Below are 24,338 nucleotides of genomic sequence, written 5' to 3' on the forward strand. Positions count from 1 at the left end.
AAAGCAGGGCGTGTAGACACACACTCTGATTTGCTGTTCACTTGTTATTCAATTTTTAATGCGTTTACCGGGTTCCCGACGGCGGCTTTTACGGTTTGCAGGCCGATGGCCAGTAACGCTGTTGTTACGGCGATAATGGCAGCCAATATAAACATCCAGGGTTGCAGATCGATGCGGAAAGCAAATTGCTGTAACCATTGCTGCATCAGGTACCACGCCACCGGTGAGGCAATCACTAATGCGATCACTACTAACCGGATAAATTCTTTCGACAGTAAGGTGGTAATCTGCGCCACACTGGCGCCCAATACTTTACGCACGCCAATTTCGCGTGTACGCTGCTCAGCCGAAAAGGCTGCCAGTCCCAGTAATCCCAGTGCCGATATCAGCACGGTGAGTACCGTAAACCAGCCAAAGATCCCGGCCAACCGGTCTTCCGCAGTATACAACCTGCCAAATGCTTCATCCAGGAAGGTATATTCAAAAGGTTCCTGCATATCATACGCAGCATATATCTTTTGTATTTTCGCCATCAGGGCAGGCATATTCTGTTTTGGCGCCACTTTTACAAACATGCATCCTGGGCTGTTAGCGCCCCATAAAGCGGTATTATCCTTCTCCACATTTATGCCCAGCGGGGTGATGGCTGAATGCAATGATTTATAGTGAAAGTTTTTTACTACGCCAATCACCTCTACCTTCTTATCTCCCAAATTTATATACTTCCCCAACGGATATCCCGAAAAACCAAAGCTTTCCACGGCAGATTCATTCAGCACTATTTTATCCGGCATGCCCAGCTGTGTGGAATCTGCCGGCGGAAATTTCCATTGCAGTCCTGTTAACCCAAACAGGGAATGATCCATGCTGAGCATAGACAACGCCATTGGCGGACGGTTACCTTCTCCCATCACAAACCACATATCGTAACCGCCATACAACGGATAACGGGCTGTAGCCGTTTGCTGCACACCATTCAAAGCAGCCACCTGCTGCCGGTAAGCCTGGTAGTGATTCCCCATAGAGCCCTGAAATGGCAGCATTACCACGTTCTCTTTATTGATGCCGGTTGCAGCATGACGGAAGAAATACAGCTGCCGGTTAATAACAATGCTGCAAATGATGAGCACTGCTGCGGTTCCAAACTGCAATACCGTTAATACTTTCCTTACGGAGGCGCCGCCGCTTACGCGGCTCATCTTCCCCGACAAAATGTAAACAGGATTATAACGGGAAAGAACAAACGAAGGATAACTGCCTGCCAGTAAAATAGTGATCAGCAATAACAGCATATAAATCATGAGTACTACCGGGTGGTAAAGAAAGCTTACATCCACCTTCAGCTGCAGCAGGTTGAAGAACCAGGGGCGTAATAACTGGCACAACAAGAGCGCCAGGCAAAATGCCAGGAAAGCATAGAGGGCCGATTCTACATAAAATTGTTTGGCAATGCTTTTATGATCAGCGCCCAGCGATTTCCGCACCCCTATTTCACGGGCGCGCATCGTTGCCCGGGCGGTGGAGAGACTCATATAGTTAATCAATGCCATCAGCAGGATCAGCGCTGCTACCAGGGGAAACAACTTCAGATATCGAAGATTAAACCCCGGGCTGAAATTAGCATCAGTATGCATCCGGGTGATGGGTACCATCACCGCTCTCCCCTGATCCAACTGAGCAGCTATCAGCCGGTCGATATTTTGTACTACGGCGGCTGCGTGAGCGGGATCATCCAGCTTCAGGAACACTTTAAAAAAGACGCCGGCAAATCCACGTTCACCGGAAATAATTTCCCTCATTGATTCGATGCCGGCCATACTGGAATACGACAACAGTATATTAGCCTGGATACTGGAATTGGAAGGTGCATCGGCCATTACTCCTGATACCTGGAAAATGTACTTGCCATTATATCGCAGCTGTTTTCCTATTACATCTGTACTTCCAAAATATTTCCTGGCAGTGGAAGCCGAAATTACCGCTGTAAAAGGCTGCTTCAATACCTCATTCTTATCACCGGACAGCAAGGGGAAAGAGAAAAAGCTGAAGTAGTTGGCGTCTGTAAACCAGGTGTCACGCTCCTCGCTTTTAATATTGGGATTGGCCACACTCTGCATGATAATGGATTCGCTGGCGAGGTTGCCCATGCGGATATAACTCTCCACGGCCGCGTTCTGTTGCTGGATAGAGGCTGCCGTTGTTGCGTTAAAACGCTCCAGCTGCATCGTATCTTTCTCTAGTTTAATCTTCTCAAACAGTGAATAAATCCTGGAACTATCTTTATGAAAACGATCATAGCTCAGCTCATGCACTACATACAACATAATCAGCATGCAGGCGCACAAACCCGCTGCCAGCCCACCGATATTGATGAAGCTGTATAGCTTTCTTTTTGCAAGATTGCGCCAGGCAAGTTTTATGTAGTTGAATAGTAGCATAGTCAATCGTTTCTCAGGTTATCTGCCGGATTCACTTCAATAGCTCTCCAGGTTTGTGAAAAAATGGTAATCAGTGCCAGGAATACCAGGAACAGGAAACTTCCCAGCATTGCCAAAATGCCCGTGCTTACCCGGTAAGCAAATATCTGCAGGAAAAGCAGGCTACCTATATATCCCAGTGGCAGGGCAATACAGCCTGCTATGACGATTAATTTTATATAGCTTTTAGACAACAGCATTAATAGCCCCGCTGCACTGGCGCCCAGTACTTTGCGGATAGCAATTTCCTTTCTGCGGGTAAAAGAGGTGTAGGCTACAATGCCCAGCAACCCTAATGCAGCTATCAAGGTGGTAATGAATACCAGGAAACCCAGCATGGAAATTACTTCTCTCCCATTCCGGCTACGGAGCTGTTCATCCATCCATTCCGACGTGAATACTTCTCCGGGATGCATGGCTGTCCATATTTTTTTCACGTCCGCTACCTGCTGCTCTTTATCTCCTTTCAGCATCGCTAATTGCAGCTGACGGAATTCGTTGGGAGCAAAACGGATCGCCATCGGGCGGATATTTACTTCTATCGGCTGATAGTTGAAATCTTTCACTACACCAACAATGCTTACGGGAAGGGAATCCGACAGGAACAGTGTTCTTCCGATAGCATCTGCCGGTGATTTTATACCCATTACACTGACCGCCTTTTCGTTGACGATAATATATTGTTCTTTTTCAGCAGAAGCGGATTCAGGGAAAGTAGTGCCCGCCACTAGTTTCAGGTGCATTACTTTGAGGAAGTCCGCATCCCCGGCATAATAGCCAAACTCCATCCTGTCTTTGCTGTCGCCGGTGCGGATAACGCAGAAGTTACAATGTCTTGGCATGCCTAATGTTCCGGAGCTGGCTGTTGCCGTCGTCACTTCCTTCAATTGCATCATGCGTTCCTTCATCCGTTGAAAGTCCACATCCGCCAGCGGAACATTGAGGATATCTTCACGGTAGAAGCCCATGTCCTTAATGGCTTTGTAATGGAACTGACGATAAACGGTGACCAGGAAGATGATCGCGGTTAACGATAAGGAAAACTGGATGACGATAAGTGTTTTCCGCAATCCCAATCCGCCAAAAAGTTTAATGTCGATAAGGTTCTTTAACACCTTAGCCGGTTGAAAGGCGGATAAAGCCCATGCCGGTATAGCCCCGGCTACTATGCCAATAACGATGCTAAATAACAGGAACAACAGGAGCAGCCTGGGTTCGAGGAGGTTGTTATCCGGAACAGGTAATCCGCTGAAATGAGTGGACTGCATCAGCATCAGCAATAAAACCGCCATGATCAGCGACAATATGCACATGATCACAGATTCGGTAATAAACTGTAAGAATATCTGCCAGCGTTGCGCGCCGTTTACCTTTCGCACGCCTACTTCTTTAGCCCGCTGCAGGGAACGTACAATAGATAAATTGGTATAGTTAAAGCAGGCGCAGATAATCAGTCCCAGCGCTACGCCTATTTCCGCGAGTAATTTGCCCCAGGGCGGCGTACCGCCGATATCGTCCATCAGCTCCTGCGACGGCGTGATTTTGCCGAGTGCCTGTGGTTCGAAAGCCATGCTGCCCTGCCCTTTCTGCACCAACCCGTCGTAGCGATGGGCCTGGTCCTTCAGCGCCGACTCCAGGGCGGATACCTTTTCGCCGCGGCGCAGCACCACATAGGTGTAGCTGCTCTGTACCTGGTCCCAGTTATTCAGCTTATCCGGCAATACTTTGCTTTGTTCCAGTAAAGGCACGGACGACATTGCCGCAAAGGCTTCGTAATCGATATGGGATTTGGAGGGAGCAGGTTCCATTACGCCACTAACGATAAAGCTGCCAAAGCGATCGAACAGGATTACCTTTCCCATTGGATCAGTGGTCCCAAAAAACCGTTGGGCAGTTTCTGCGGTAAGCACAATGCTGTTGGGCGTAAGCAGGGCGGTGCGGGGATTGCCCGCAGCCAGTTTAAAGCCAAACACCTCAAAGAAGGAAGGCGTGGCAAATGCCCCATAGATATGGATCTTCTTCTTATCTATTTTCCCGTCTCCATTTAAAACACCATATAAGGTGGCCTCATTTTCAACGGCAGCATAATTATTTTTTAATGCCGCTCCCATTGGTAATGGCACACTGGCCATATGATATTTTCTGCCATCCGGCGTTTGCGCATGGGTAGTGATTCTCCAGGTACGCGAAGCAGCAGGATGAAAATTATCATAACTGAAATTTTCCCTGACAGATATCAATACGATCAAGCATACTGTCATGCTCACAGCCAGCCCGGCGATGTTGATAAAGGTAAACAACCTTTGCCGCTGCAGATTTCTGAATGTTATGACGATATAACGCTTAAACATATACGTTAAATTATTCGGCTTTTAAAGATTTTACAGGGTTGGCCATGGCGGCTTTCACCGACTGGAAACTCACAGTTGCCAGGGCTATCACCACTGCCAGTAAGCCAGCAATAATAAAGATCCAGACAGATAAATTTGTATGATATGCAAATCCGGATAACCAGTTATTCATCATGTACCAGCTGATAGGCGTGGCCAGTAAGATACCAATGATCACCAGGGTCAGGAATTCTTTTGAAAGCAAACGGGTAACGTTCATTACGGAAGCACCTAATACTTTCCGGATACCAATTTCTTTCCTGCGCTGTTCTGCAGTAAAAACAGATAGTCCGAACAGCCCCAGGCAGGAAATCATTACCGCTACCACCGCAAATACCTGCGCCAGTTTACGCAACATCGTTTCCGACCTGTACATGTTATCAAAAGTTTCATCGAGGAAGTGATAATCTACCGGGTAGCCGGCGTTCAGCGTAGTGAATACTTTTTCCACTGCGGCCACCTGATTGGAAACCTCTCCTTTTGCCAGGCGGATCATCATGTAATTATTATCGTTCGGTTCCAGCATCATTACCATCGGCGAAATATTTTCCCTCATAGAGGCAAAATGATAATCTTTTACCACGCCGATGATGGTGCCTTTCCCCTTCCAGAAACTGATTTGTTTTCCTACAGGGTCCTTCATTCCCATTACACGGGCGGCGGTTTCATTGATGATATAGGCAGCGGAGTCCGAAGCAAAGTCCCGGGAGAAATCACGGCCTTCCTTCATCGTCATTCCCATGGTGGAAACATAGTCGTATCCTACCTGCTGCGGCGCGGTATTTACAATCAGCTTATCCGGCTTTCCTTCCCAGCTCAGGTCGGCACTTGAGCCGCCAATAGACAATGGCAGGAAACTGTTGTAGGTAAATGACTTCACCTGCGGCAGCTGCGACATTGATTGCTCAATCGCCTGCTGGTTTGCGGCAAAGCCTTCGCCCAATTCCACATACATTACATTTTCCTTGTCAACCCCCAGGTTACGGTGGTAGATGTACTGCATCTGGTTGTAGATCACTACGCTGCTCACAATAAAAATGAAAGAGAGCACAAACTGCAATACCACCAGGTTTTTCCGGAACAGGGAGGCTCCGCTCCCGCTGCTCAAATCACCTTTCAATACCTTCACCGGGAGGAAACGCGATAACACAAAAGCAGGATAGCTGCCTGCCAGCAAGCCAGTGATCAATATTACTCCTAACAGCCCCACCAGGTACTTAACAGTAACAGACAGCGTAAACGTAATATGCTTGCCGGTAAAATTATTGAATACCGGCATCAGTAAGTACACCACTACTGCTGCGGCAACAGCCGCTATAGCGCACATCAGGATTGCTTCGCCGGTAAACTGCAACATCAGCGAAAGCCTGGAAGCGCCCATCGATTTACGCACACCTACTTCACGGGCTCTTTTAGATGCCTGTGCAGTGGAAAGGTTCATGAAATTGATACAGGCAATGGCCAGTACAATAAGCGCCGTGATGAAAAACAAACGTACATATTCAATTCTTCCACCGGCTACTTTTCCATTTTCATATTTTTCATGCAGATAGGTATCTTCAAAAGGTTGCAGCCATACTTCATTCTTATTACCAGGGTTGAGTTTAGCGTAATGTTGCTGCATCTTTGCGGTGAGGCGGGGAATATCTGTTCCGGCTTTCACCACCATGTAATTAGAAATACTATAGCTGCCCGGCCTCAACAGCCAGGGATCCTGCTTCAGGGAAAGCGCAAAGGGCAGTATAAAGTCGAACTGAATGGACGATGCAGCGGGCACGTCTTTCACGATAGCTGTTACCTGCAGCGCTTTGTTCTTTTCCACGTTAATGATCTTTCCTACAAGATCGGTGGTGCCGTAATATTTTTTTGCAAATGATTCCGTCAGTACAATAGATTCCGGCTGCATCAATGCGGTATGCTTATCTCCTGCTACTACCGGGAAGTCCATCTCTTCCAGCAGGTTAGAGGTAGCGAATATGTAATTTTTTTCCAGGGCGGATCGCTGCGCTGTTTTAAACAGCATGTTGCTGTTGGTCACCCGGACTTTCACATTCGCCATGATCTCCGGGAAGTTACTTTTCAGGTCATCCGCCAGCACAGTTGGAGTGACGGTCATGGTGCGTATACCGCCCCAGTCCACATTCGCCTGCAGCCGGTAAATATTCTTGCCATTTGAATGGAACTTATCAATACTATATTCGTCTAAAACCCAGCAGAGGATAAACATGCACACCGCCATGCCAAAGGCCAATCCTGCAATATTCACAGCAGCGAAAAACTGGCTTCTTTTCAGATTCCTCCAGGCAATTTGGAAATAGTTTTTAATCATGTTTATTCGGATCTAAGTGATTTAACCGGGTTCATTAACGCCGCTTTTATGGATTGCAAACTAACGGTACACAATGCAATCAGCACCACCATTCCAGCGGTGAGTAAAAACACCCACCATTCCACGTGCACCCTGAAAGCAAAGTTTTGCAGCCATTTTTCCATTCCGTACCAGGCTATGGGAGAAGCGATACAGATCCCTATCAAAACCAGTTTGAGAAAGTCTTTAGATAACAACAGTGAAATATTGGCAATAGAAGCACCCAGCACTTTGCGGATACCGATTTCTTTTGTACGCTGCCGGGAAATGAGCATAGACAATCCCAGGAGGCCCATACAGGCTATAAAGATGGCGAGGCCGGAGAAGATACCGAATAATTTGCCCAGTGTACGTTCAGATGCATACTGTGCCTGTATATCATCTTCCACAAAAGTGAAATTAAATGGCACATCGGGAATCATACTGTTCCATGCGGCTTCCACACGTTTTAATATAGCCTTTTGATCGCCTGCTGCAAGCCGCAGGGTAATGATCGCTACTTCATCCTGCCTTACCAGGTAGACGATAGGCTCTACCGGCATTTGCAGGGAGCGGAGGTTGAAATCTTCTACCACTCCTATAATGGTACCATGTCTTTCCATATACCCGGGTCGCCACTCAATCCGTTTGCCTACTGCATCATCCTTAAAGCCTAACTGTCGTGCAGCGGCCTGGTTAACGATATAGGCATCGGAAGAATCAGTAGCCAGCGCAGGGTCAAAATCACGTCCGGCCACCAGTTTGATGCCGGTTGTTTTGAGCAGGTCGAAATCCGATTGAATGATTCCTGCAACAAAGCCGTCTTTATCATCTCCCCCTTCACGTACTATCGGGTTGTTATTAAACACACCACTGCCCATTAAAAAATTATGCATGGAAGCCTGCTGCACACCCGATTGGTTTAAGAAGGCGGATTTCAGCAAAGCAACTTTGGCGCCATCCACGCCGGAGAGGTATATATTTACGAGGTGTTCTTTATCGAATCCGAGGTTTTTTGTTTGCCAGTAGCGGAGCTGGGAAAATACCACCACCGTGGAAATGATCAATGCCACGGCTACCGCAAATTGTGCCACCACTAATCCACGGCGTACCAGCACACGGGAGCCGGAGGTAACAAAATTTCCTTTCAATACGCGTACGGGTATCAGCCCGGACAGGTAGAGCGCAGGATAGCTACCGGCCACCAGGCCCACCAATAATACCAGCAATAATAAGCCGGCATATAAAAAACTATCTGCGGAAGAAAGCAACAGCAATTGTTTGCCGGTAATAGTATTAAACAATGGCATCGCCAATCCTACCAGCAAAATAGCCAGCACAAAAGAGATAAGGCTGATCACCAGTGATTCTGTAAGAAATTGCAGGATAAGGCTTTTTCTTTCAGCGCCCAGTACTTTACGCAGCCCCACTTCTTTTGCTCTTTCATGTGCCCGCGCAGTGGTGAGGTTCATGAAGTTGATACAGGCAATCAGGATCAGGAAAACCGCGATAGCAATGTATAACCAGATCAACGGGGAATTATCTATTCCTTTATCGCCCTGCGGGTGCAGATGTACATGCTGAATGGGTTGCAATTCCAGCGCAAACTGTATGTTATGCTTTTTCAGTATTCGACCAATATGAGTAGATACAAAAGTGGCCAGTTCTTTGGTAAGTTTAGCAGGATCTGCGTGGTCTGCCAGCTGCACATAAGTAACATTATTGCCAAACATGAACCACTGTTTTTCCATATCGGTGCCCGCTTTTAATGCTTCTTTCAGCATGGTGGGGTACGATATGATCATGGTCATGCGGAGATCTGTATTGGATGGAAAGTCCTTAGCCACACCGGTTACCGTGCAGCTGTAACCATTGCCTACCTTTATCAGTTTTCCAATGGGCGATTCATTTCCAAAGTATTTTTTTGCAGCAGATGCAGTTAATACGATGGAGTATGGTTCTTTTAAAACGGTAGCCGGATTTCCTTCCAGCAGCGGATAATTGAAAACCCGGAAGAAAGGTTCATCGGCAAAGCCTGTATTTTCTTCCCATATTCTTTTATCTCCTGCAGTATAGAGGGTATTTCCCGGTGCGTAAATACGTACTGCTTCTTTGATGCTGCTGATATCTTTTTTCAGATTGGGGCCAACAGGAAACTGGGTAGCCGCGTCATGTTCGGTATTACCTGTGGGACGGGTAGTTTGAGTTGTAACGCGGTAGAGACGGTCCGCATTATGGTGGAACCTGTCAAAACCCAGCTCATCGCGCACATACAGCGTAATCAGTATGCAGCAGGCCATGCCTACAGCCAGCCCGGAGATATTGATCACCGTAATGAACTTATGACGCTGTAAATGACGAACAGCAATTTTGAAATAGTTCCGAAACATCATGATGTGGTTTTAGAATGGCGGAAAAAAAATCACACATGAAACTGCTCCTTGATATTCTCTGTCACCACGCGTCCATCAAACAGGTTGATAATACGGTGTGCAAACCCTGCATCATATGGGGAGTGTGTTACCATGATCAGGGTGGTGCCGGAGTTATTCAACTCCTGTAATAACTTCATCACTTCTTCCCCGTTGGTGGAGTCCAGGTTACCTGTAGGCTCATCCGCCAATATCAGGTTAGGTTTGGCTACCACGGCGCGGGCAATAGCTACTCTTTGTTGCTGACCACCGGACAGCTGCTGCGGGAAGTGGTTGCGGCGGTGCATAATATTCATGCGTTCCAGCACCTCTTCTACCTTCACCTTTCTTTCGGCGGCAGGAACTTTCAGATAAAGTAAGGGTAACTCCACGTTCTCGAAAACGGTGAGCTCATCGATCAGGTTAAAGCTCTGGAACACGAAACCAATAGAGCCTTTGCGGAGCTGTGCCCTTTGTCTTTCACTCATACGCGCTACTTCCTTATCCCAGAAGTGATACTCGCCATCACTGGGGTTATCCAGCAAACCCAATATGTTCAGCAAAGTGGATTTGCCGCAACCGGAGGGTCCCATGATCGCCACAAATTCTCCATCCTGCACTTCCATGTTAATACCATTGAGAGCAGTGGTTTCTACCTCTTCTGTTGTAAACAGCTTCTGTAAGTTAACAGTGCGTATCATATGTGTTTTTAATTTTAAATGCTAGTTTATATAAAAAAATGGATGAACTAAAAGGATAAAACATCTTTGTTTCCGAAATTCTCATAGGAAGAAGTAATTACCTGGTCGCCTGGCTGCAGGCCCTCCAGTACTTCAAAATATAGCGGATTTTTACGGCCCAGCGAAATATTACGTTTTACTGCGCGGTTGCCGCTTTTATCTACTACGTATACCCAGTTACCACCGGTGTCGGAGAAAAATCCGCCGAGCGGTAAAAGGATAGCTTCTGCGGACTTACCCAATACAAGGCGGATAGGAGAGGATTGTCCACGGCGGATACCTTCCGGCGTATCTTTTTGAAAGGTCATATCGGCCTGGAAACGGCCGCTTTTTACTTCAGGATATACCTTTGTAACCAGCATTTCGTAAGATTTCCCATCGAATTCGAAGGTGGCTTTCAACCCGGCAAATACCTGGGAAACATAATGTTCGTCTATATCGGCGCGTAGTTTAAAACCATTCAGGTCATCGATCTGGCCAATATTCTGGCCGGCGGTGATGCTGGAACCAACTTCCACATCGATGGAAGAGAGCTGCCCGGATACCGGGGCGCGGACAATCAGGCTGTTCAGGTTTTCCCGCATCAGGTCCAGGTTGCGCTGGGTTCTGGCCAGGGTGCCTTCCAGCTGGGTAATCTGCATTTTGGCATTGTCCTGCTGGTATTTCTGGGATTGCAGCTGGATATCTTTCTGACGCAGGAGTCCTTCCAGTTCAAACTTGTTTTTGTTGAATTCCTGGCGGGCCACGATCTTTTCTTCCACCAGTTGCTTGTTCCGGTCGTACAGGTCCTGTGCAGCGGCTATCTTGGCGTCAATGTCTGAAATGGTTTGCTGCATGGTAAATTCCTGCTGGCGGATGCTCAGGCGGGTATTCTGCAGTTCGTTGCGTAAACGGTAGATCTCTGTTTCATGGTTTACGAAGTCCATCATCATGTGCTGGTTGTCCAGCCGCAGGATAGAGTCGCCTTCCTTTACCATACTACCGCCATCCAGGTACTTGCGGCTTACATATCCGCCTTCAATGGCATCCAGGCGGATGGTTTTCAGGGGCATTACCACTGCGGTAACGGCAATATATACGTCAAAGGTTCCTTTCTTTACTGTAGAGATAGTGATCTTGTCTTTTTCTACATTCAGGGTGGCCCTGTGATCCGCAAAAAGCAACGTGTACAACAGCAGCATTACTACTACTGCTCCGCCACCTATCATCAGGATGCGCTTTTTATTCCAAAACTTCTTTTCTAATTTTCTATCCATGTTCTTTAGCGAAAAGTTTGCTGACCGGAGAAAGTCAATCCACATGCCAAAGCTGAAAACCTTTTACCAGCAACGTTTTCAAGGAAAAATGGTTTAAAAAAACGTCCTTTGCCGGACAAGCGGTGTCCATAATCGGACACTTTTAAAAGTTCCTGAAATTAGCTGTGGGTTTGAAAGAATCTTTGTTTAATATTGTCACCTATTCACCATTCGCATATGACTACCATGCAACCAGGAAAGATTTTAATTGTTGATGATGATGTAGATGTTTTACGTGCGGCCCGCCTGTTACTCAAAAGACATTTCGAACAGGTTGATTTTGAGAAGAATCCGCAAAAAATCCCTTATCTCGTATCCAACTTCGATTACGATGTAATCCTGCTGGATATGAACTTTACCCGCGACCTGAGCAGCGGAAAAGAAGGCTTTGAATGGCTGGACCGGATCCTGGATATAAAACCGCAAACGGCCGTTGTATTGTTCACTGCTTATGGCGACGTGGAAATGGCGGTAAGGGCCATCAAGGCCGGTGCGGTTGACTTTGTGCTCAAACCCTGGGAAAACGAAAAGCTCCTGGCCACTATTCAAACTGCCTATAACAAACGTGCAGCCCAACAGGATAAACCTCCCGCTGCCGTACATCATCCGGGCAACCAGGTAATCGGCAAAAGCCCCGGCATGCTCGCCGTATTTGATACCGTATCCAGGGTAGCTGCCACGGATGCCAATATCCTCATCCTCGGCGAAAACGGTACCGGTAAGGATATGCTGGCCCGCCAGATACATACACAGTCGAACCGGAGCAGCAAACCCTTCGTAAGCGTAGACCTCGGCGCCATCAGCGAAACCCTGTTTGAAAGTGAACTGTTTGGCCACGTAAAAGGCGCCTTCACTGATGCCCGCGAAGACCGCGCCGGCCGCTTTGAAGAAGCCAACGGCGGCACCATCTTCCTGGATGAAATAGGAAACATCTCCATCCCCTTCCAGGCAAAACTGCTTACCGTGTTGCAAAACAGGTCAGTTACAAAAGTAGGCTCTAATAAAAGTATACCCATCGACGTTAGACTGATCTGCGCCACCAATCGCAACATTTCGCACATGGCTTCGCAACACCTGTTCAGACAGGATCTGCTCTATCGTATCAATACCATTGAAGTACACCTGCCGCCACTGCGCGAACGTGTGGAAGATATCATCCCGCTGGCAGAACACTTCCTGCAGCTGTACCGCGATAAATATAAACGCCCGGTAAACAGCATGCACGAATCACTCATCACGCAACTGCAGCGCTACGACTGGCCCGGCAACATCCGCGAACTGCAACATGCGCTGGAAAGAGCTGTTATCCTATCACAGGGAAAAACCCTCCAGCCAAAGGATGTATTTGTAAAAAACAATAACAACGCAGATCAGGCGATGGACACCGGCTATAACCTGGAAGAAATGGAACGCAACATCATTTCCCAGGCCATGAAAAAATGCAACGGCAACATCACCGAAGCCGCCAAAGAGCTGGGACTTAGCAGGGCCGCACTTTACAGAAGACTGGAAAAATATAACATATAGCCGTTGGCTTTCAGCGGTTAATAATCACTGAAAGCCAAACAGCTAAAAGCGCTCCAATGAATCGTTTCAGCATTAATATCAGCTTCCGGGTCATCCTGCTGGCCGCCACGCTCACAGCCGCTATCTGGCTGTTCATGCACGGTATGCAGCCACTCACATTCCTGTTGATCCCGCTGGTATTTATACAGCTGTACGGCATCTATCATTATCTCAACCGGATTAACCGGAAACTTACCCTGTTCCTCGAGTCAATCCGCTATGAAGATTTTTCTATCCGCTTCAGCGCCGATAATAAGCTAGGCAAAAGCTTCAGTATGCTCAACCACCAGTTCAACGAAGTACTGGAGGCGTTCCGGCAAACCCGCGCAGAAAAAGAAGCTAACCTGAAGTATATCGACACCATCGTGCAGCATATCAGCATCGGGGTATTGTCGTTTGATGCAGAAGGGAAAATAGAACTCATTAATCCCGCCGCTTTCCGCCTGATGGGCATCTACCGGCTGCGTAATATTCACGAACTGAAAACGGTTCATCCAGGCCTGTCCGAATTACTGATGGAATTGTCGTCGGGAAATAAAACACTGTATGCAACAAGGCAGGAACAACAACTGTCTATTCACGCTGCTACTGTGCGGTTACAGGGCCGGCTCATCAAACTTATTTCCATCCAGAATATCCACTCGGAATTACAGAAAAAAGAACTGGAAGCATGGCAAAACCTCACCAAAATATTGCGCCATGAAATTATGAATTCCGTAACGCCCATTGTGTCGCTGATTGGTACCATGCAGGAAATTGTGGACCTGGATATTGCCCCTGGCGCGCAGCACCAGGAAGGCATTTCCGACCTGCGCGAGGCGCTGCAAACCGTGGAAAGCCGCAGCAAAGGCATCATGAATTTTGTAAATGCATACCGCGATTATACTACCCTTCCGCAACCACAGTTTACCACGGTGAATGTAAGGACCCTGGTAAACTCCGTGAGCAGCCTGTTCCAGGCCGATATGAAGCAGGCAGGCATCCGGTTTTCCGTAGAAACGGACGCCGAAAATATGGAGATCCATGCGGATATATCGCAGTTGCAAATGGTGTTGATCAACCTCGTTAAAAATGCGATGGATGCCCTGGAACATACACCTGAGGCGACCATCAGCATGAAGCTGTATCTCAACAACATCCAGCAGATATGTATTGAAATTACCGACAATGGCCCTGGCATTGATAAAGACGCCATGAACAAAATCTTTATCCCTTTCTTTACCACCAAAAAGAAAGGGTCCGGCATTGGCCTGAGCTTGTCCCAACAGATCATACAAATGCATGGCGGGCAGCTAAAAGTGATGAGTCCGGGTATTAACGGTAACGGTACTACGTTTTATATCCTGTTGAATACTTAACAGAATATTTGTAAATTACTGGTACAATCCCTTTCCATGTTCCGCCCAAAACACCTGATTATTTATTTTCTTGTACTATTGGCTGATATCCTGTTGATTGCCTTTGGCAGCGAGGAATACCGGTATGCCACCAAGCCGCTGCTGATGATTTTACTGGCCGTGTATGTGTTGTATGCCAATGTAAAAATGCCCCGCTCCTTCCGTATTTTTTTGTTGCTGGCATTATTTTTTTCTTCCCTGGGAGATGACCTGTTGTTGTTTGAAAATCTTTTCCTGCCGGGCCTCGGCAGCTTTTTCATTGCACAGGTGATGTATTGTATCTTCTTCCTGAAAATAAGATACAGCAACCTGCCGGTACCGTTGTGCCGGTATCCGTATATATTCCTGAACGCTGCGGTGATAATCCTGTTCATCCTCTTCCTGCTACCCTATCTGGGCGGTTTAGCCATACCCGTTATCGCGTATTCAATTACCCTTTTCTTCCTGGTGCAATGCGTACTGCATGCCTTTCATTTCCGGCGGCAACCTACGGGCTGGTATGCGCTGGTGGGCGCAATGCTATTCGTCATTTCAGATGCCATGATAGCAGTGGGCAAATTCTATCATCCGTTTCCCGGCGGCGATATCCTGGTGATGCTCACCTATGGTTTTGCACAATGGGGGCTGGTGTATGGCAGTACGGAGTACTTCCGGGTAAAAATTAGCCGGTAATTCTTACTTTTGTCTAACTATGCAGCAAACAGACTTTCTTGTCATCGGTTCAGGAATTGCAGGGCTCACTTATGCGCTCAAGGTATCACAACAATGTCCGGATAAAAAGATTACCATCATCACAAAAAGCCGGGAAGATGAAACCAATACCAAATACGCCCAGGGTGGCGTAGCGGTAGTAAATGACCTGGAGAATGACAGTTTCGAAAAACATATAGACGATACGCTCATCGCGGGCGACGGACTCTGTAACGAACAGATAGTAAAGATCGTGGTGACCGAAGGGCCGGAAAGAGTGAATGAGATTATTGAATGGGGCGCCAACTTCGACAAAAACGCCGACGGCGACTTTTCTCTTGGCCGCGAAGGCGGACACTCCGTTTTCAGGGTAATCCACCACAAGGATATTACCGGTAAAGAAATTGAACGCGCGCTGCTGGACGCCATCCACCGCCGCCCGAATATAGAACTGATCACACACTGCTTTGTGGTAGACCTCATCACCCAGCACCACCTGGGCTACCTGGTTACCAAATCCACACCTGATATAGAATGCTATGGGGTATATGTATTAAACCTCGCTACCAATAAAATTGAAAAGATCCTTTCCAAAGTAACCCTGCTGGCTACCGGCGGCAATGGCCAGGTATACCGCAGCACCACCAACCCCAACATCGCTACCGGCGATGGCGTGGCAATGGTGTACCGCGCAAAGGGCCGTATCGAAAACATGGAGTTCATCCAGTTTCACCCTACAGCCCTCTACCAGCCGGGTGTAAGCCCTTCCTTCCTCATTACCGAGGCAGTAAGAGGCGACGGCGGTATTCTCCGGAATATCCACGGAGAGGATTTTATGCAAAAATACGATCCGCGCCTGTCGCTGGCTCCGCGCGATATTGTTGCCCGCGCCATCGACAGCGAAATGAAGATCACCGGTACAGAACATGTATACCTCGATTGCCGGCACATGGACCTGGAGAAATTTATCCATCATTTCCCCAATATCTATGAAACCTGTAAAGCCGCAGGAATTGATGTGGCCCATCAGATGATCCCGGTATCGCCCGCCGCACATTACAGCTGTGGCGGTATTAAAACCAATGAATGGGGACTCACCTCTATCCGTAATTTATATGCATGCGGCGAATGCGCCAGCACCGGCCTTCATGGCGCCAACCGCCTTGCCTCCAACTCGCTGCTGGAAGCAATGGTATTTGCCCACCGCTGTTTTATGGATGCTACCAGCAAAATAGACCTGCTGGAGTTTAAGGAAAATGTGCCCGACTGGGACGCAACCGGCACCAGCGCCCCCAAAGAAATGATCCTGATCACGCAAAGCCTGAAAGAGCTGAAGCAGATCATGAGCGATTACGTAGGGATTGTACGGACCGATGTACGTTTACAACGCGCCCTCCGCAGGATGGATATCCTGCACGAAGAAACGGAAGACCTCTACGAAAAAACAATGGTATCGCCGCAATTATGTGAACTGCGCAACCTTATTACTGCAGGTTACCTGATCGTAAAAGGCGCCGCCTTCCGCAAAGAAAGCAGGGGACTTCATTTCAATACCGATTATCCGTTTAAGAGCGATCTCGTACAAAACATTGTGCTGTAAGCTAAACGGCTGTCTTTCATTACCTTTGCGTTGGATTTACAACCATCAGGAATATGTATTATCTGCTGCTTGCTTTTTGTTATAGCCTTTCCATATTGCCATTTCCGGTGCTTTACTTCATCAGCGACGTATTATACGTGCTGGTGTACCATGTGATCGGATATCGCAGGAAAGTAGTGATGGAGAACCTGACCCAGGCCTTTCCGGATAAGTCAAAGGAAGAACTCACCCTTCTTGCAAAAAAATATTATCACAACCTTACCGATATGATGGTGGAAACCATCAAACTGCTCACCATGAGTAAAGCGCAGCTGCAAAAACGCTTCCGCTGCGATCTTACGGTATTGCATGAATTATACGCACAGGGTAAAAGCTGCCAGCTGCACCTCGGGCATAACTTTAACTGGGAATGGGCTAACCTGTTTTGCATGCAGGGCGTGGCATTTCCTTTCCTGGTAGTATATATGCCGCTTACGAGCAGGCCGGCCGACCGGATGTTCCGTCATTTCAGGGAAAAATTCGGCACTATTCTCATTCCTGCCAATGATATGGGCAACAGCATGCGGGCATGGACCAACAAACAATACCTGATTGCTTTGGTGGCAGATCAGAATCCCGGTAATCCGCGCAGCTGCTACTGGTACCCGTTCCTCAATAAAATGACGCCGTTCTACAAAGGCCCGGAAATGGGCGCCAGGAGAAGTAATATCCCGGTGGTGTTTGTGGATATCCGTAAAGTAAAAAGAGGTTATTACCATGCTTCACTGAAGCTGGCCTTTGAAAATCCGCAACAGGAGTCCGAGGGCGCTATCACAGAAGCCTTTGTAAAATATCTCGAGAAAAATATTCATGAACAACCTGAAGTGTGGGTATGGAGCCACCGGCGCTGGAAACATGAATATAAAGGGAATTAAAAAATAGTTTTTTTACAGGAGATGGATACCTGATTATCTCCTGTGCTGCTTCAGGCTTTCACCCGGCTTTCTTACTTGACCTGTACGTTATTCGTTACTTTTTTCGTGGAGTACTTTTGTGCGATTTGCAGCATATTATGAACGTTTTTCCTTTTAACGGCTCCGCTGAGGATGACTTCCCCGTCTGAAACAGTAACGGTAACGTTAGTAAACCTGCGGGCAGCGTAAACGGAGTCGAGAGAGCGTTTGAGGATAACATCGGGATCAGGTCCTGCAGGCGATGGCGTTGTTGTTGTGGGTGATGGCGGTGGCGGTGCAACCACGGCTGTTTTCACGGTGATATTATCCTGTACCGACTTCACTCCCTTCACTCCTTTCAGCGCGTCTTCAGCGGCCGATTTGGCCACTTCGTCGCCCACTTCACCACCCAGGATCACGACGCCGTTTTTCACGTCTGCAGTGATGCCGGGAATATGACTCAGCTTTTCATTTACTTCTTCCTTTAGTTCTTCATCTGAAGGTTTACAGCCAAACATCAATATGTTTATAAACATCAGCGAGGCTATTGCCAGGGTTTTTATCGTCATGCCCAAACAATTTTATAGCAAGAAGATAACAAATACGCAGGGAATAGCCAAAAGAAAACGGGACCGATAAGAAGAAGCCAGTGCTTCTTTTTATCGATCCCATTTAAAAATATGAAGGTAATTAGTTCAATACCGTTTTTTCCTGCACAACCTGTAATCCTTTCTGGTCCTTCATTTTAGCGAAGCCTCCTTCTATGTTACGCAAATTGTGGATGCCTTCTCTTTTCATGATAGAGCAGGCAATGATGCTGCGGTAACCACCCTGACAATGTACATACAGGTTGTGGTTATCTTCCAGGTCAGCTAATTTTCCGGGGTCCATCATATCACCGAGGGTAATATTGAGTGCACCTTTGATATGGCCATCCGCAAATTCAATAGGCTTACGAACGTCGATGATCACCAGGTTGGGATCATGCGGAATATCCATTGCCAGTTCATCTGCTTCTACGGTGATGATCAGGTCTTTTGCTTCACCGGCGGCTTCCCATGCAGGATAGCCACCATCGAGGTAGCCTACCACATTATCAAAACCTACGCGGGCCATTCTCACCACGGTTTCCTCTTCTTTACCGATGGGGGTAACCAGGATAATGTCCTGGTCAAACGGCAGGAGGCTGCCCGCCCATTCAGCGAAACGTCCTTCCAGGCCAATGCTGATGGAGCCGGGTACATATCCGTCGCCAAATTCAGTGGCGGGACGGGTGTCGAGAATCAGTGCGCCGGCTTTACCTTTTGCTTTGAATGCTGCAGGGGTAAGCGGCTGCATTGCCTTTTCCATTACGGCTTTCAGGGCATCGTATCCTTCCTTGTTTATTTTTGCGTTGATAGGAAAGTAAGATGGCGGCGTAGCTAAGCCACTGGTCACTTCTTCGATAAATTTATCTTTATCTGTAGCCAGCAATGCGTAGTTAGTGGCTTTTTCCTCACCAATGGTGCTGTAGGTGTTTGGTCCCAGGTTTTTGCCGCAGGCAGAGCCGGGGCCGTGTGCCGGGTATACGATTACGGTGTCCGGCAGTGTTTTAATTCGGTTGTTGAGCGAATCGAACAGGTATCCGGCTAACTCTTCTTTGGTGAGGTTGCCGCTGAAAAGATCCGGGCGGCCAACGTCTCCGACAAATAAGGTATCTCCTGTAAATAAGGCATACGGCTGTTGCTGTTCGTCCGATAGCAGGTAACAGGAAGATTCCATCGTATGGCCGGGTGTATGCAGCACTTTAAAGCTTACTGCGCCGATGTCGAATACTTCATTATCTTTTGCTATATAAGCATCGAAGCTTGTTTCTGCATCCGGGCCATATACGATTTTGGCGCCGGTAGCTTCTGCCAGTTCCAGGTGTCCTGAAACAAAATCAGCGTGAAAATGAGTTTCAAAGATGTATTTAATGGTGGCGTTGCGTTCTTTTGCCAGATCGAGGTATACTTCAATATCACGCAACGGGTCAATCACTACCGCGATCCCGTTGGATTCTATGAAGTATGCCGCTTCCGACAAACAGCTGGTGTACAATTGTTTTACGTACATGGTTTTTGATTTTTACAAATTTACAACTTCTGAGGCTGTACACTTATGGATAAAATCTATACCAAAATAAAAAAGTAGCCCTGGGGCTACTTTTTTATATAATACTTTTCCGTAGTACACGGATCAATGCTTTTAACCAACAAGTTCTTCCACAAACTTCGCCACTTCAGCAATACGTTGCTTGTTGATGGTGTAGTGAATAAACTTACCATCTCTTTCTGTAATTACAATGCCAGCACGCCTTAATATGGCGAGATGTTGCGATGCTACCGATTGTTCCAGACGCAATTTCACGTAAATCTCCGTCACGGTCATTTTCTTGTGATCTTCCAGCAGCTTAATCATCTGCTGGCGCAGCTTATGGTTGATAGCACGTAAAACCATAGCAGCCTTCTTTACGGCAATGTAATCCAATTTGATCTGGTCTTTTTCATTGGTACCTCTAGAAATAATAAGAGTATTAGAAGAGGTAGTTAATAATGTTTTTTCCATCGCATAATAGTTTTAAAAAAATGATGAAATGAAAGGGATCAACGGACAGTACTCGCAAACAGTTAGACAACAACTGCGGTAATCGATTTATACAAAAATATAATATCTATCACAATAAAAAAAATTTCCATACCTTAAATTATCATATATATGCCCCGGATACTTGCAAATTAGATGTAATTTGACTCTCCCATGACAAAACTAAGATATATGTCAGGGCTTTTGAGGAGAATAAAAAGGCTTGAGGTAAAACGGACTGAAATAAGCCAGGTCAACGAATAGCTTTTTTTCATAAGCCTGGGCCGACAGCGGCGCCATATGCGCGGCACTTATCACATATTCTGCGAAAATAGCGTTTTTGTGTGAAGATACCATTACTTGCCACTTAGGGCTGCCGTCACCGAAAAAGTAGACCTGGTGCGCCGCCAGGGGGCCATCAAGAGAGTTTGGCTCCAGGATCATTGCCTGTGGCGGCATGATCTCCTGTAAACGGGCATCATACAAGCCCATAAACACTTCCTGCCTGCGGGCGTCCAGCATAGGACAATATAATGCCTGCTCATTTTTTACTTCGGAGATTAAACCCTGCGCCATCATCTGAAGCGTGGAAATGGCCAGCAGTGGCTTATTCCAGGCATAACATAATCCTTTGGCAGTGGCCACGCCTACACGTAGTCCCGTGTAAGAACCCGGTCCGGCACTTACCGCTACCGCATCCAGCTGCGCAGGAGTAATTCCCTGCTCCTTCAATATCTGCTGAACAAACACGATCATAGTAGCGGCGTGGTCCTGCTGCTTTTCATTTACCAGTGTTTGTATCACCTGCCCATCGCGGGAAAGGCTCACAGAGCCTATTGTTGTTGCAGTATCTATATTCAGTATAAGTGCCATGTAAGAAAAATTAAATCGCTTCGTAGGCTGTTTGCAGTGAGGCGGCCACCTGGTACCGGTCGTCTCCGGTAGCATCATGTATAGCTTTTAATACTTCATACACCTGCTTGATGCCTATCCGTTCACTCCATTCAAACGGTCCGTAAGGATAATTGGTGCCCAAACGCATGGATGTATCAATATCCTCTGGTGTTGCAGTGCCCTCCTGCGCTGTGAGATAAGCCTCGTTAATAATCATGCAGATCACCCGCGGTGTTACCAGTCCCACCGCATCCGCTACCAGCAAGTACTGCCAGCCGAGCTTATACATGAGGGTATCCAATGTTTCCTTTTGCCCTTCATCCAGCACCGATACTTCCAGTACCGGCATATTCACCATCCCTGTCAAAAAATTACAGCCCATGATATTGAATCCCTGCTCAAACGCATACTGACCAATGATTTCCGTCAGGGAGGTTTTCACTATTCCTGCCAGCACCGGGATACCCGGATTTTTCGCATACACCTGCGCGTGATCCGGCCGGTCATCGAAAATAAGATCCAGTACCAGGTCAAAAGGCTTAAGAGATAATACCTCCTCCAGGCTTGTTTTCCATTGTACATCATGATGCTTGGCCATTCCCTTCTCCTGCAATTCATCAAAGCGCTGCGCATCTGCTATTACCAGGATATTCATGCGTTAAATTTCGGCAAACCTAATAAAGAATCATTAATTATAGTACATCTGCTTTCCATACATTGGTGCGTTCTCAATTATTATTTACTTTCGTTTTCATGGAAAAGCAAATCATTAATACCAACAATGCGCCCGCTCCAATAGGGCCTTATAACCAATCTGTGAAGGCAGGCAACACCTTGTATGTATCCGGTCAGATAGCCCTGGACCCCGCTTCCGGCGAACTGATCAAATCAGGTATCGTGGATGAAACCCACCAGGTAATGAAGAATTTACAGGCCGTTCTCACTGCAGCCGGGCTGGGATTCCAGCACATTGTAAAAACCACCATCTTTATAACGGATATGAAAAATTTCCCGCAGGTGAACGAAGTATATGGCAGTTATTTTACCAGCGACTTTCCGGCCAGGGAAACCGTAGAGGTGTCTGGATTACCAAAAGGCGTAAACGTGGAGATCTCTGTAATCGCAGTAGGGGCTTAACTTTACAGCAATGCAGCAGAGGAAACAGTTGTTCCCTCTGCTGCATTTCCTATTATTTACCAAATAAAGAGGCGGCCAGTTTCTTATCGTGGCCATACACATCATCCCTGAAATTCAGCCGCCCATCGCTATCTACAAAGGCGGTGAAGTATACAATGAACACGGGCACTTTCTCTTTTATCGTCACATACTTCTCTTTGTTTGCATTCAGGGCCTCATCAATTTTCTTTTCTGTCCAGGAAGAATCTCCCCGCAGCAGCCATTCCGCGAGGTGCTTAGGCTCCGCAACCCTGATGCAGCCATGGCTGAAGGAACGCTTGTTTTCTCCGAAGAGGTAACGTGCAGGCGTATCATGAAGATAAATGTTGTACTCATTAGGGAAAAGGAACTTCACTTTGCCAAGTGAGTTTTTACCGCCAGGCTTTTGCCGGACGATGTAAGGGAAATTCGCGCCTGAATACCTCGCGAAATTAATGGAGCCTGGTGAAATAACTTTACCGCTGGCGCCCACTATTTCCATATTCTGACGGGCAAGATAAGCGCTGCCACTACGTTTGAGGCCAGGCAGCACTTCTCCGCCCAGGATACCCGGAGGTACATTCCAGTAAGGACTGAACACTACATAACGCAGGTCTTTTGTGAAGATAACCGTGCTGGCGCCCGGTTTGCCCACTACCACGTTGCAGCTCCACGATAATTTTCCCTTATCATATACATGCATTCTAAACTGGGGGATATTGACCAGGATGTAATCTGTAGTGGGTTCTAATGGCACCCAGCGTAAACGTTCCATATTAAGCAGGATCTTTTGAATACGGTCCTGTATGGGCGTATTCAATGCATCCAGTACCCCTTTGTTAATGAGGCCATCTTCTTTCAATCCCATTCTCAGCTGAAAATTACGCACTGCAGAGTCCAGGGCAACAGTGAACCGCCGGGTGGTATCGGCTTCTTTCAGGTCGCCATAAGCTTTCAACCTTTCTTTCACGGCGGCGATAACTTCGGAGGAGTCTCCTTTTTTAAAGCTCTTCTGCGTGGTGCGAATAGAATCCCATTTGGTGGAAGATTCAATCTGCGCCAGCTTTTTCAGCTGCTGACGCAGCATGATATAGTGCCTGTTCACCGGCTCGTCGTCTTCAAAAGCATTATTCTTTTTATTCACCATAGAGTCCAGCAGACTCTCCATATCTATTTTTTTGCGGGGGATAAACCATTCCAGGTCCTTGGCGGAATCGGCGGTGAGTCCTCCCCATACTTTATTTCCGTAGGCAAAGAATTGCGCGGTAAGCAGCATTTCAATGCGGGGAATAGCAGTATCGCCGGGTTTCAGCCCCACATCACTCACCAGCAGGGTATCTGTGAGCCTTTGCAGGTCAGGGTTCATCAGGCTGCTATCTTTTATACCATAGGCGGCATCGTTCTTCATCATGTTGATGAAGTTGCCTGCCTGTTCGGTAAGACCATCTTTATTAATCCAGGCAAAATGGTAATCGCGTTTGCGGTAAAAGTTGCGAATATATTCGTCGTAGGCGTCATACGATGAATGTGACTGCAGGAAATTATTTACATAATTGCTGTCGAGAGCCTGATCAATATACTCTTCTTTGGTATAGTGAGTAGTATCTCTTGCTTTTGTTCTTTTCCGGGAGCCGCTCTGCTGCTGACAGGCAGCAAAAATAATCAATGTCAGTAAGGCCAATGAGGAATAGAGACGTATAGTCATAAGCGTAATGGATGTTGAATATTTACTTAAAAACAAACATGACAATCAAACTGTTGGGATCAGAAGGGTATTATGTGGTAAATGTATGAAATATATGTACTTATCGCTTCAGACCGTTGTTAAAATCTGCTGTAT

Annotated in this window: 18 protein-coding genes; 6 read left to right on the top strand and 12 right to left on the bottom strand. The window is 47.1% G+C overall.

Annotated elements, in window-relative coordinates:
- Positions 1 to 44: 44 nt before the first annotated feature.
- Genes ACLHR0_RS06345 through ACLHR0_RS06370 form a run of 6 tightly spaced genes read right to left on the bottom strand, consistent with a single transcriptional unit; the run spans position 45 to position 11,621 of the window.
- Positions 45 to 2,438, bottom strand: a complete 2,394-nt coding sequence (locus ACLHR0_RS06345) for an ABC transporter permease (protein WP_436485411.1) — start codon at positions 2,436 to 2,438, stop codon at positions 45 to 47.
- A 2-nt stretch (positions 2,439 to 2,440) separates the two neighbouring features.
- A complete protein-coding gene (locus tag ACLHR0_RS06350; protein WP_436485413.1) occupies positions 2,441 to 4,828 on the bottom strand; it encodes an ABC transporter permease in 2,388 nt (795 codons plus the stop codon).
- 10 nt (positions 4,829 to 4,838) lie between these two features.
- Positions 4,839 to 7,196, bottom strand: coding sequence for an FtsX-like permease family protein (locus ACLHR0_RS06355; RefSeq protein ID WP_436485414.1), 2,358 nt, complete (start codon positions 7,194 to 7,196; stop codon positions 4,839 to 4,841).
- 2 nt (positions 7,197 to 7,198) lie between these two features.
- Positions 7,199 to 9,607, bottom strand: coding sequence for an ABC transporter permease (locus ACLHR0_RS06360; protein ID WP_436485416.1), 2,409 nt, complete (start codon positions 9,605 to 9,607; stop codon positions 7,199 to 7,201).
- A gap of 29 nt (positions 9,608 to 9,636) precedes the next feature.
- A complete protein-coding gene (locus ACLHR0_RS06365; protein ID WP_079471266.1) occupies positions 9,637 to 10,326 on the bottom strand; it encodes an ABC transporter ATP-binding protein in 690 nt (229 codons plus the stop codon).
- Between the two features lie 47 nt (positions 10,327 to 10,373).
- Positions 10,374 to 11,621, bottom strand: coding sequence for an efflux RND transporter periplasmic adaptor subunit (locus ACLHR0_RS06370; RefSeq protein WP_429042722.1), 1,248 nt, complete (start codon positions 11,619 to 11,621; stop codon positions 10,374 to 10,376).
- Between the two features lie 216 nt (positions 11,622 to 11,837).
- Here ACLHR0_RS06370 and ACLHR0_RS06375 point away from each other — a divergent pair, with 216 nt between their 5' ends.
- The 5 genes from ACLHR0_RS06375 to ACLHR0_RS06395 are packed head-to-tail and all read left to right on the top strand — an operon-like array spanning position 11,838 to position 17,827.
- Positions 11,838 to 13,187, top strand: a complete 1,350-nt coding sequence (locus tag ACLHR0_RS06375) for a sigma-54-dependent transcriptional regulator (protein ID WP_436485419.1) — start codon at positions 11,838 to 11,840, stop codon at positions 13,185 to 13,187.
- A gap of 56 nt (positions 13,188 to 13,243) precedes the next feature.
- Complete coding sequence (locus ACLHR0_RS06380; RefSeq protein ID WP_429042727.1) at positions 13,244 to 14,584, top strand: sensor histidine kinase; 1,341 nt, start codon at positions 13,244 to 13,246, stop codon at positions 14,582 to 14,584.
- A 36-nt stretch (positions 14,585 to 14,620) separates the two neighbouring features.
- Positions 14,621 to 15,295 (top strand): lysoplasmalogenase, encoded by a 675-nt coding sequence (locus tag ACLHR0_RS06385; RefSeq protein ID WP_429042730.1) that lies wholly within the window; start codon positions 14,621 to 14,623, stop codon positions 15,293 to 15,295.
- A 19-nt stretch (positions 15,296 to 15,314) separates the two neighbouring features.
- Entirely contained in the window at positions 15,315 to 16,913 is a 1,599-nt protein-coding gene (gene nadB / locus ACLHR0_RS06390) for an L-aspartate oxidase (RefSeq protein WP_429042732.1), read from the top strand.
- Positions 16,914 to 16,966: 53 nt separating this feature from the next.
- The gene (locus ACLHR0_RS06395; RefSeq protein ID WP_436485422.1) at positions 16,967 to 17,827 is read left to right on the top strand and encodes a lysophospholipid acyltransferase family protein; all 861 of its coding nucleotides are present in this window, start codon (positions 16,967 to 16,969) and stop codon (positions 17,825 to 17,827) included.
- Positions 17,828 to 17,898: 71 nt separating this feature from the next.
- Here the strand turns inward: ACLHR0_RS06395 and ACLHR0_RS06400 are convergent, their stop codons facing one another.
- The 5 genes from ACLHR0_RS06400 to ACLHR0_RS06420 all read right to left on the bottom strand — a co-directional run bounded on the left by ACLHR0_RS06400 (position 17,899) and on the right by ACLHR0_RS06420 (position 21,998).
- Positions 17,899 to 18,414 carry a BON domain-containing protein gene (locus ACLHR0_RS06400; RefSeq protein WP_429042738.1) on the bottom strand — a complete coding sequence of 172 codons (516 nt, stop codon included), beginning with the start codon at positions 18,412 to 18,414 and terminating at the stop codon, positions 17,899 to 17,901.
- Positions 18,415 to 18,535: 121 nt separating this feature from the next.
- Positions 18,536 to 19,939 (bottom strand): MBL fold metallo-hydrolase, encoded by a 1,404-nt coding sequence (locus ACLHR0_RS06405; RefSeq protein WP_436485424.1) that lies wholly within the window; start codon positions 19,937 to 19,939, stop codon positions 18,536 to 18,538.
- A gap of 132 nt (positions 19,940 to 20,071) precedes the next feature.
- On the bottom strand, positions 20,072 to 20,431 hold the full coding sequence (locus ACLHR0_RS06410; RefSeq protein ID WP_012788619.1) for an ArsR/SmtB family transcription factor: 360 nt from the start codon (positions 20,429 to 20,431) through the stop codon (positions 20,072 to 20,074).
- A gap of 213 nt (positions 20,432 to 20,644) precedes the next feature.
- On the bottom strand, positions 20,645 to 21,322 hold the full coding sequence (gene tsaB, locus ACLHR0_RS06415) for a tRNA (adenosine(37)-N6)-threonylcarbamoyltransferase complex dimerization subunit type 1 TsaB (RefSeq protein ID WP_436485427.1): 678 nt from the start codon (positions 21,320 to 21,322) through the stop codon (positions 20,645 to 20,647).
- A 10-nt stretch (positions 21,323 to 21,332) separates the two neighbouring features.
- Entirely contained in the window at positions 21,333 to 21,998 is a 666-nt protein-coding gene (locus ACLHR0_RS06420; protein ID WP_429062406.1) for a 3-hydroxyacyl-CoA dehydrogenase family protein, read from the bottom strand.
- A gap of 98 nt (positions 21,999 to 22,096) precedes the next feature.
- Here ACLHR0_RS06420 and ACLHR0_RS06425 point away from each other — a divergent pair, with 98 nt between their 5' ends.
- On the top strand, positions 22,097 to 22,480 hold the full coding sequence (locus ACLHR0_RS06425; protein WP_370908678.1) for a RidA family protein: 384 nt from the start codon (positions 22,097 to 22,099) through the stop codon (positions 22,478 to 22,480).
- 52 nt (positions 22,481 to 22,532) lie between these two features.
- Here the strand turns inward: ACLHR0_RS06425 and ACLHR0_RS06430 are convergent, their stop codons facing one another.
- Positions 22,533 to 24,203, bottom strand: coding sequence for a L,D-transpeptidase family protein (locus ACLHR0_RS06430; protein ID WP_436485429.1), 1,671 nt, complete (start codon positions 24,201 to 24,203; stop codon positions 22,533 to 22,535).
- Positions 24,204 to 24,338: the final 135 nt, after the last annotated feature.

This window comes from Chitinophaga sp. ARDCPP14, from assembly GCF_051362515.1.
Lineage (GTDB): Bacteria > Bacteroidota > Bacteroidia > Chitinophagales > Chitinophagaceae > Chitinophaga.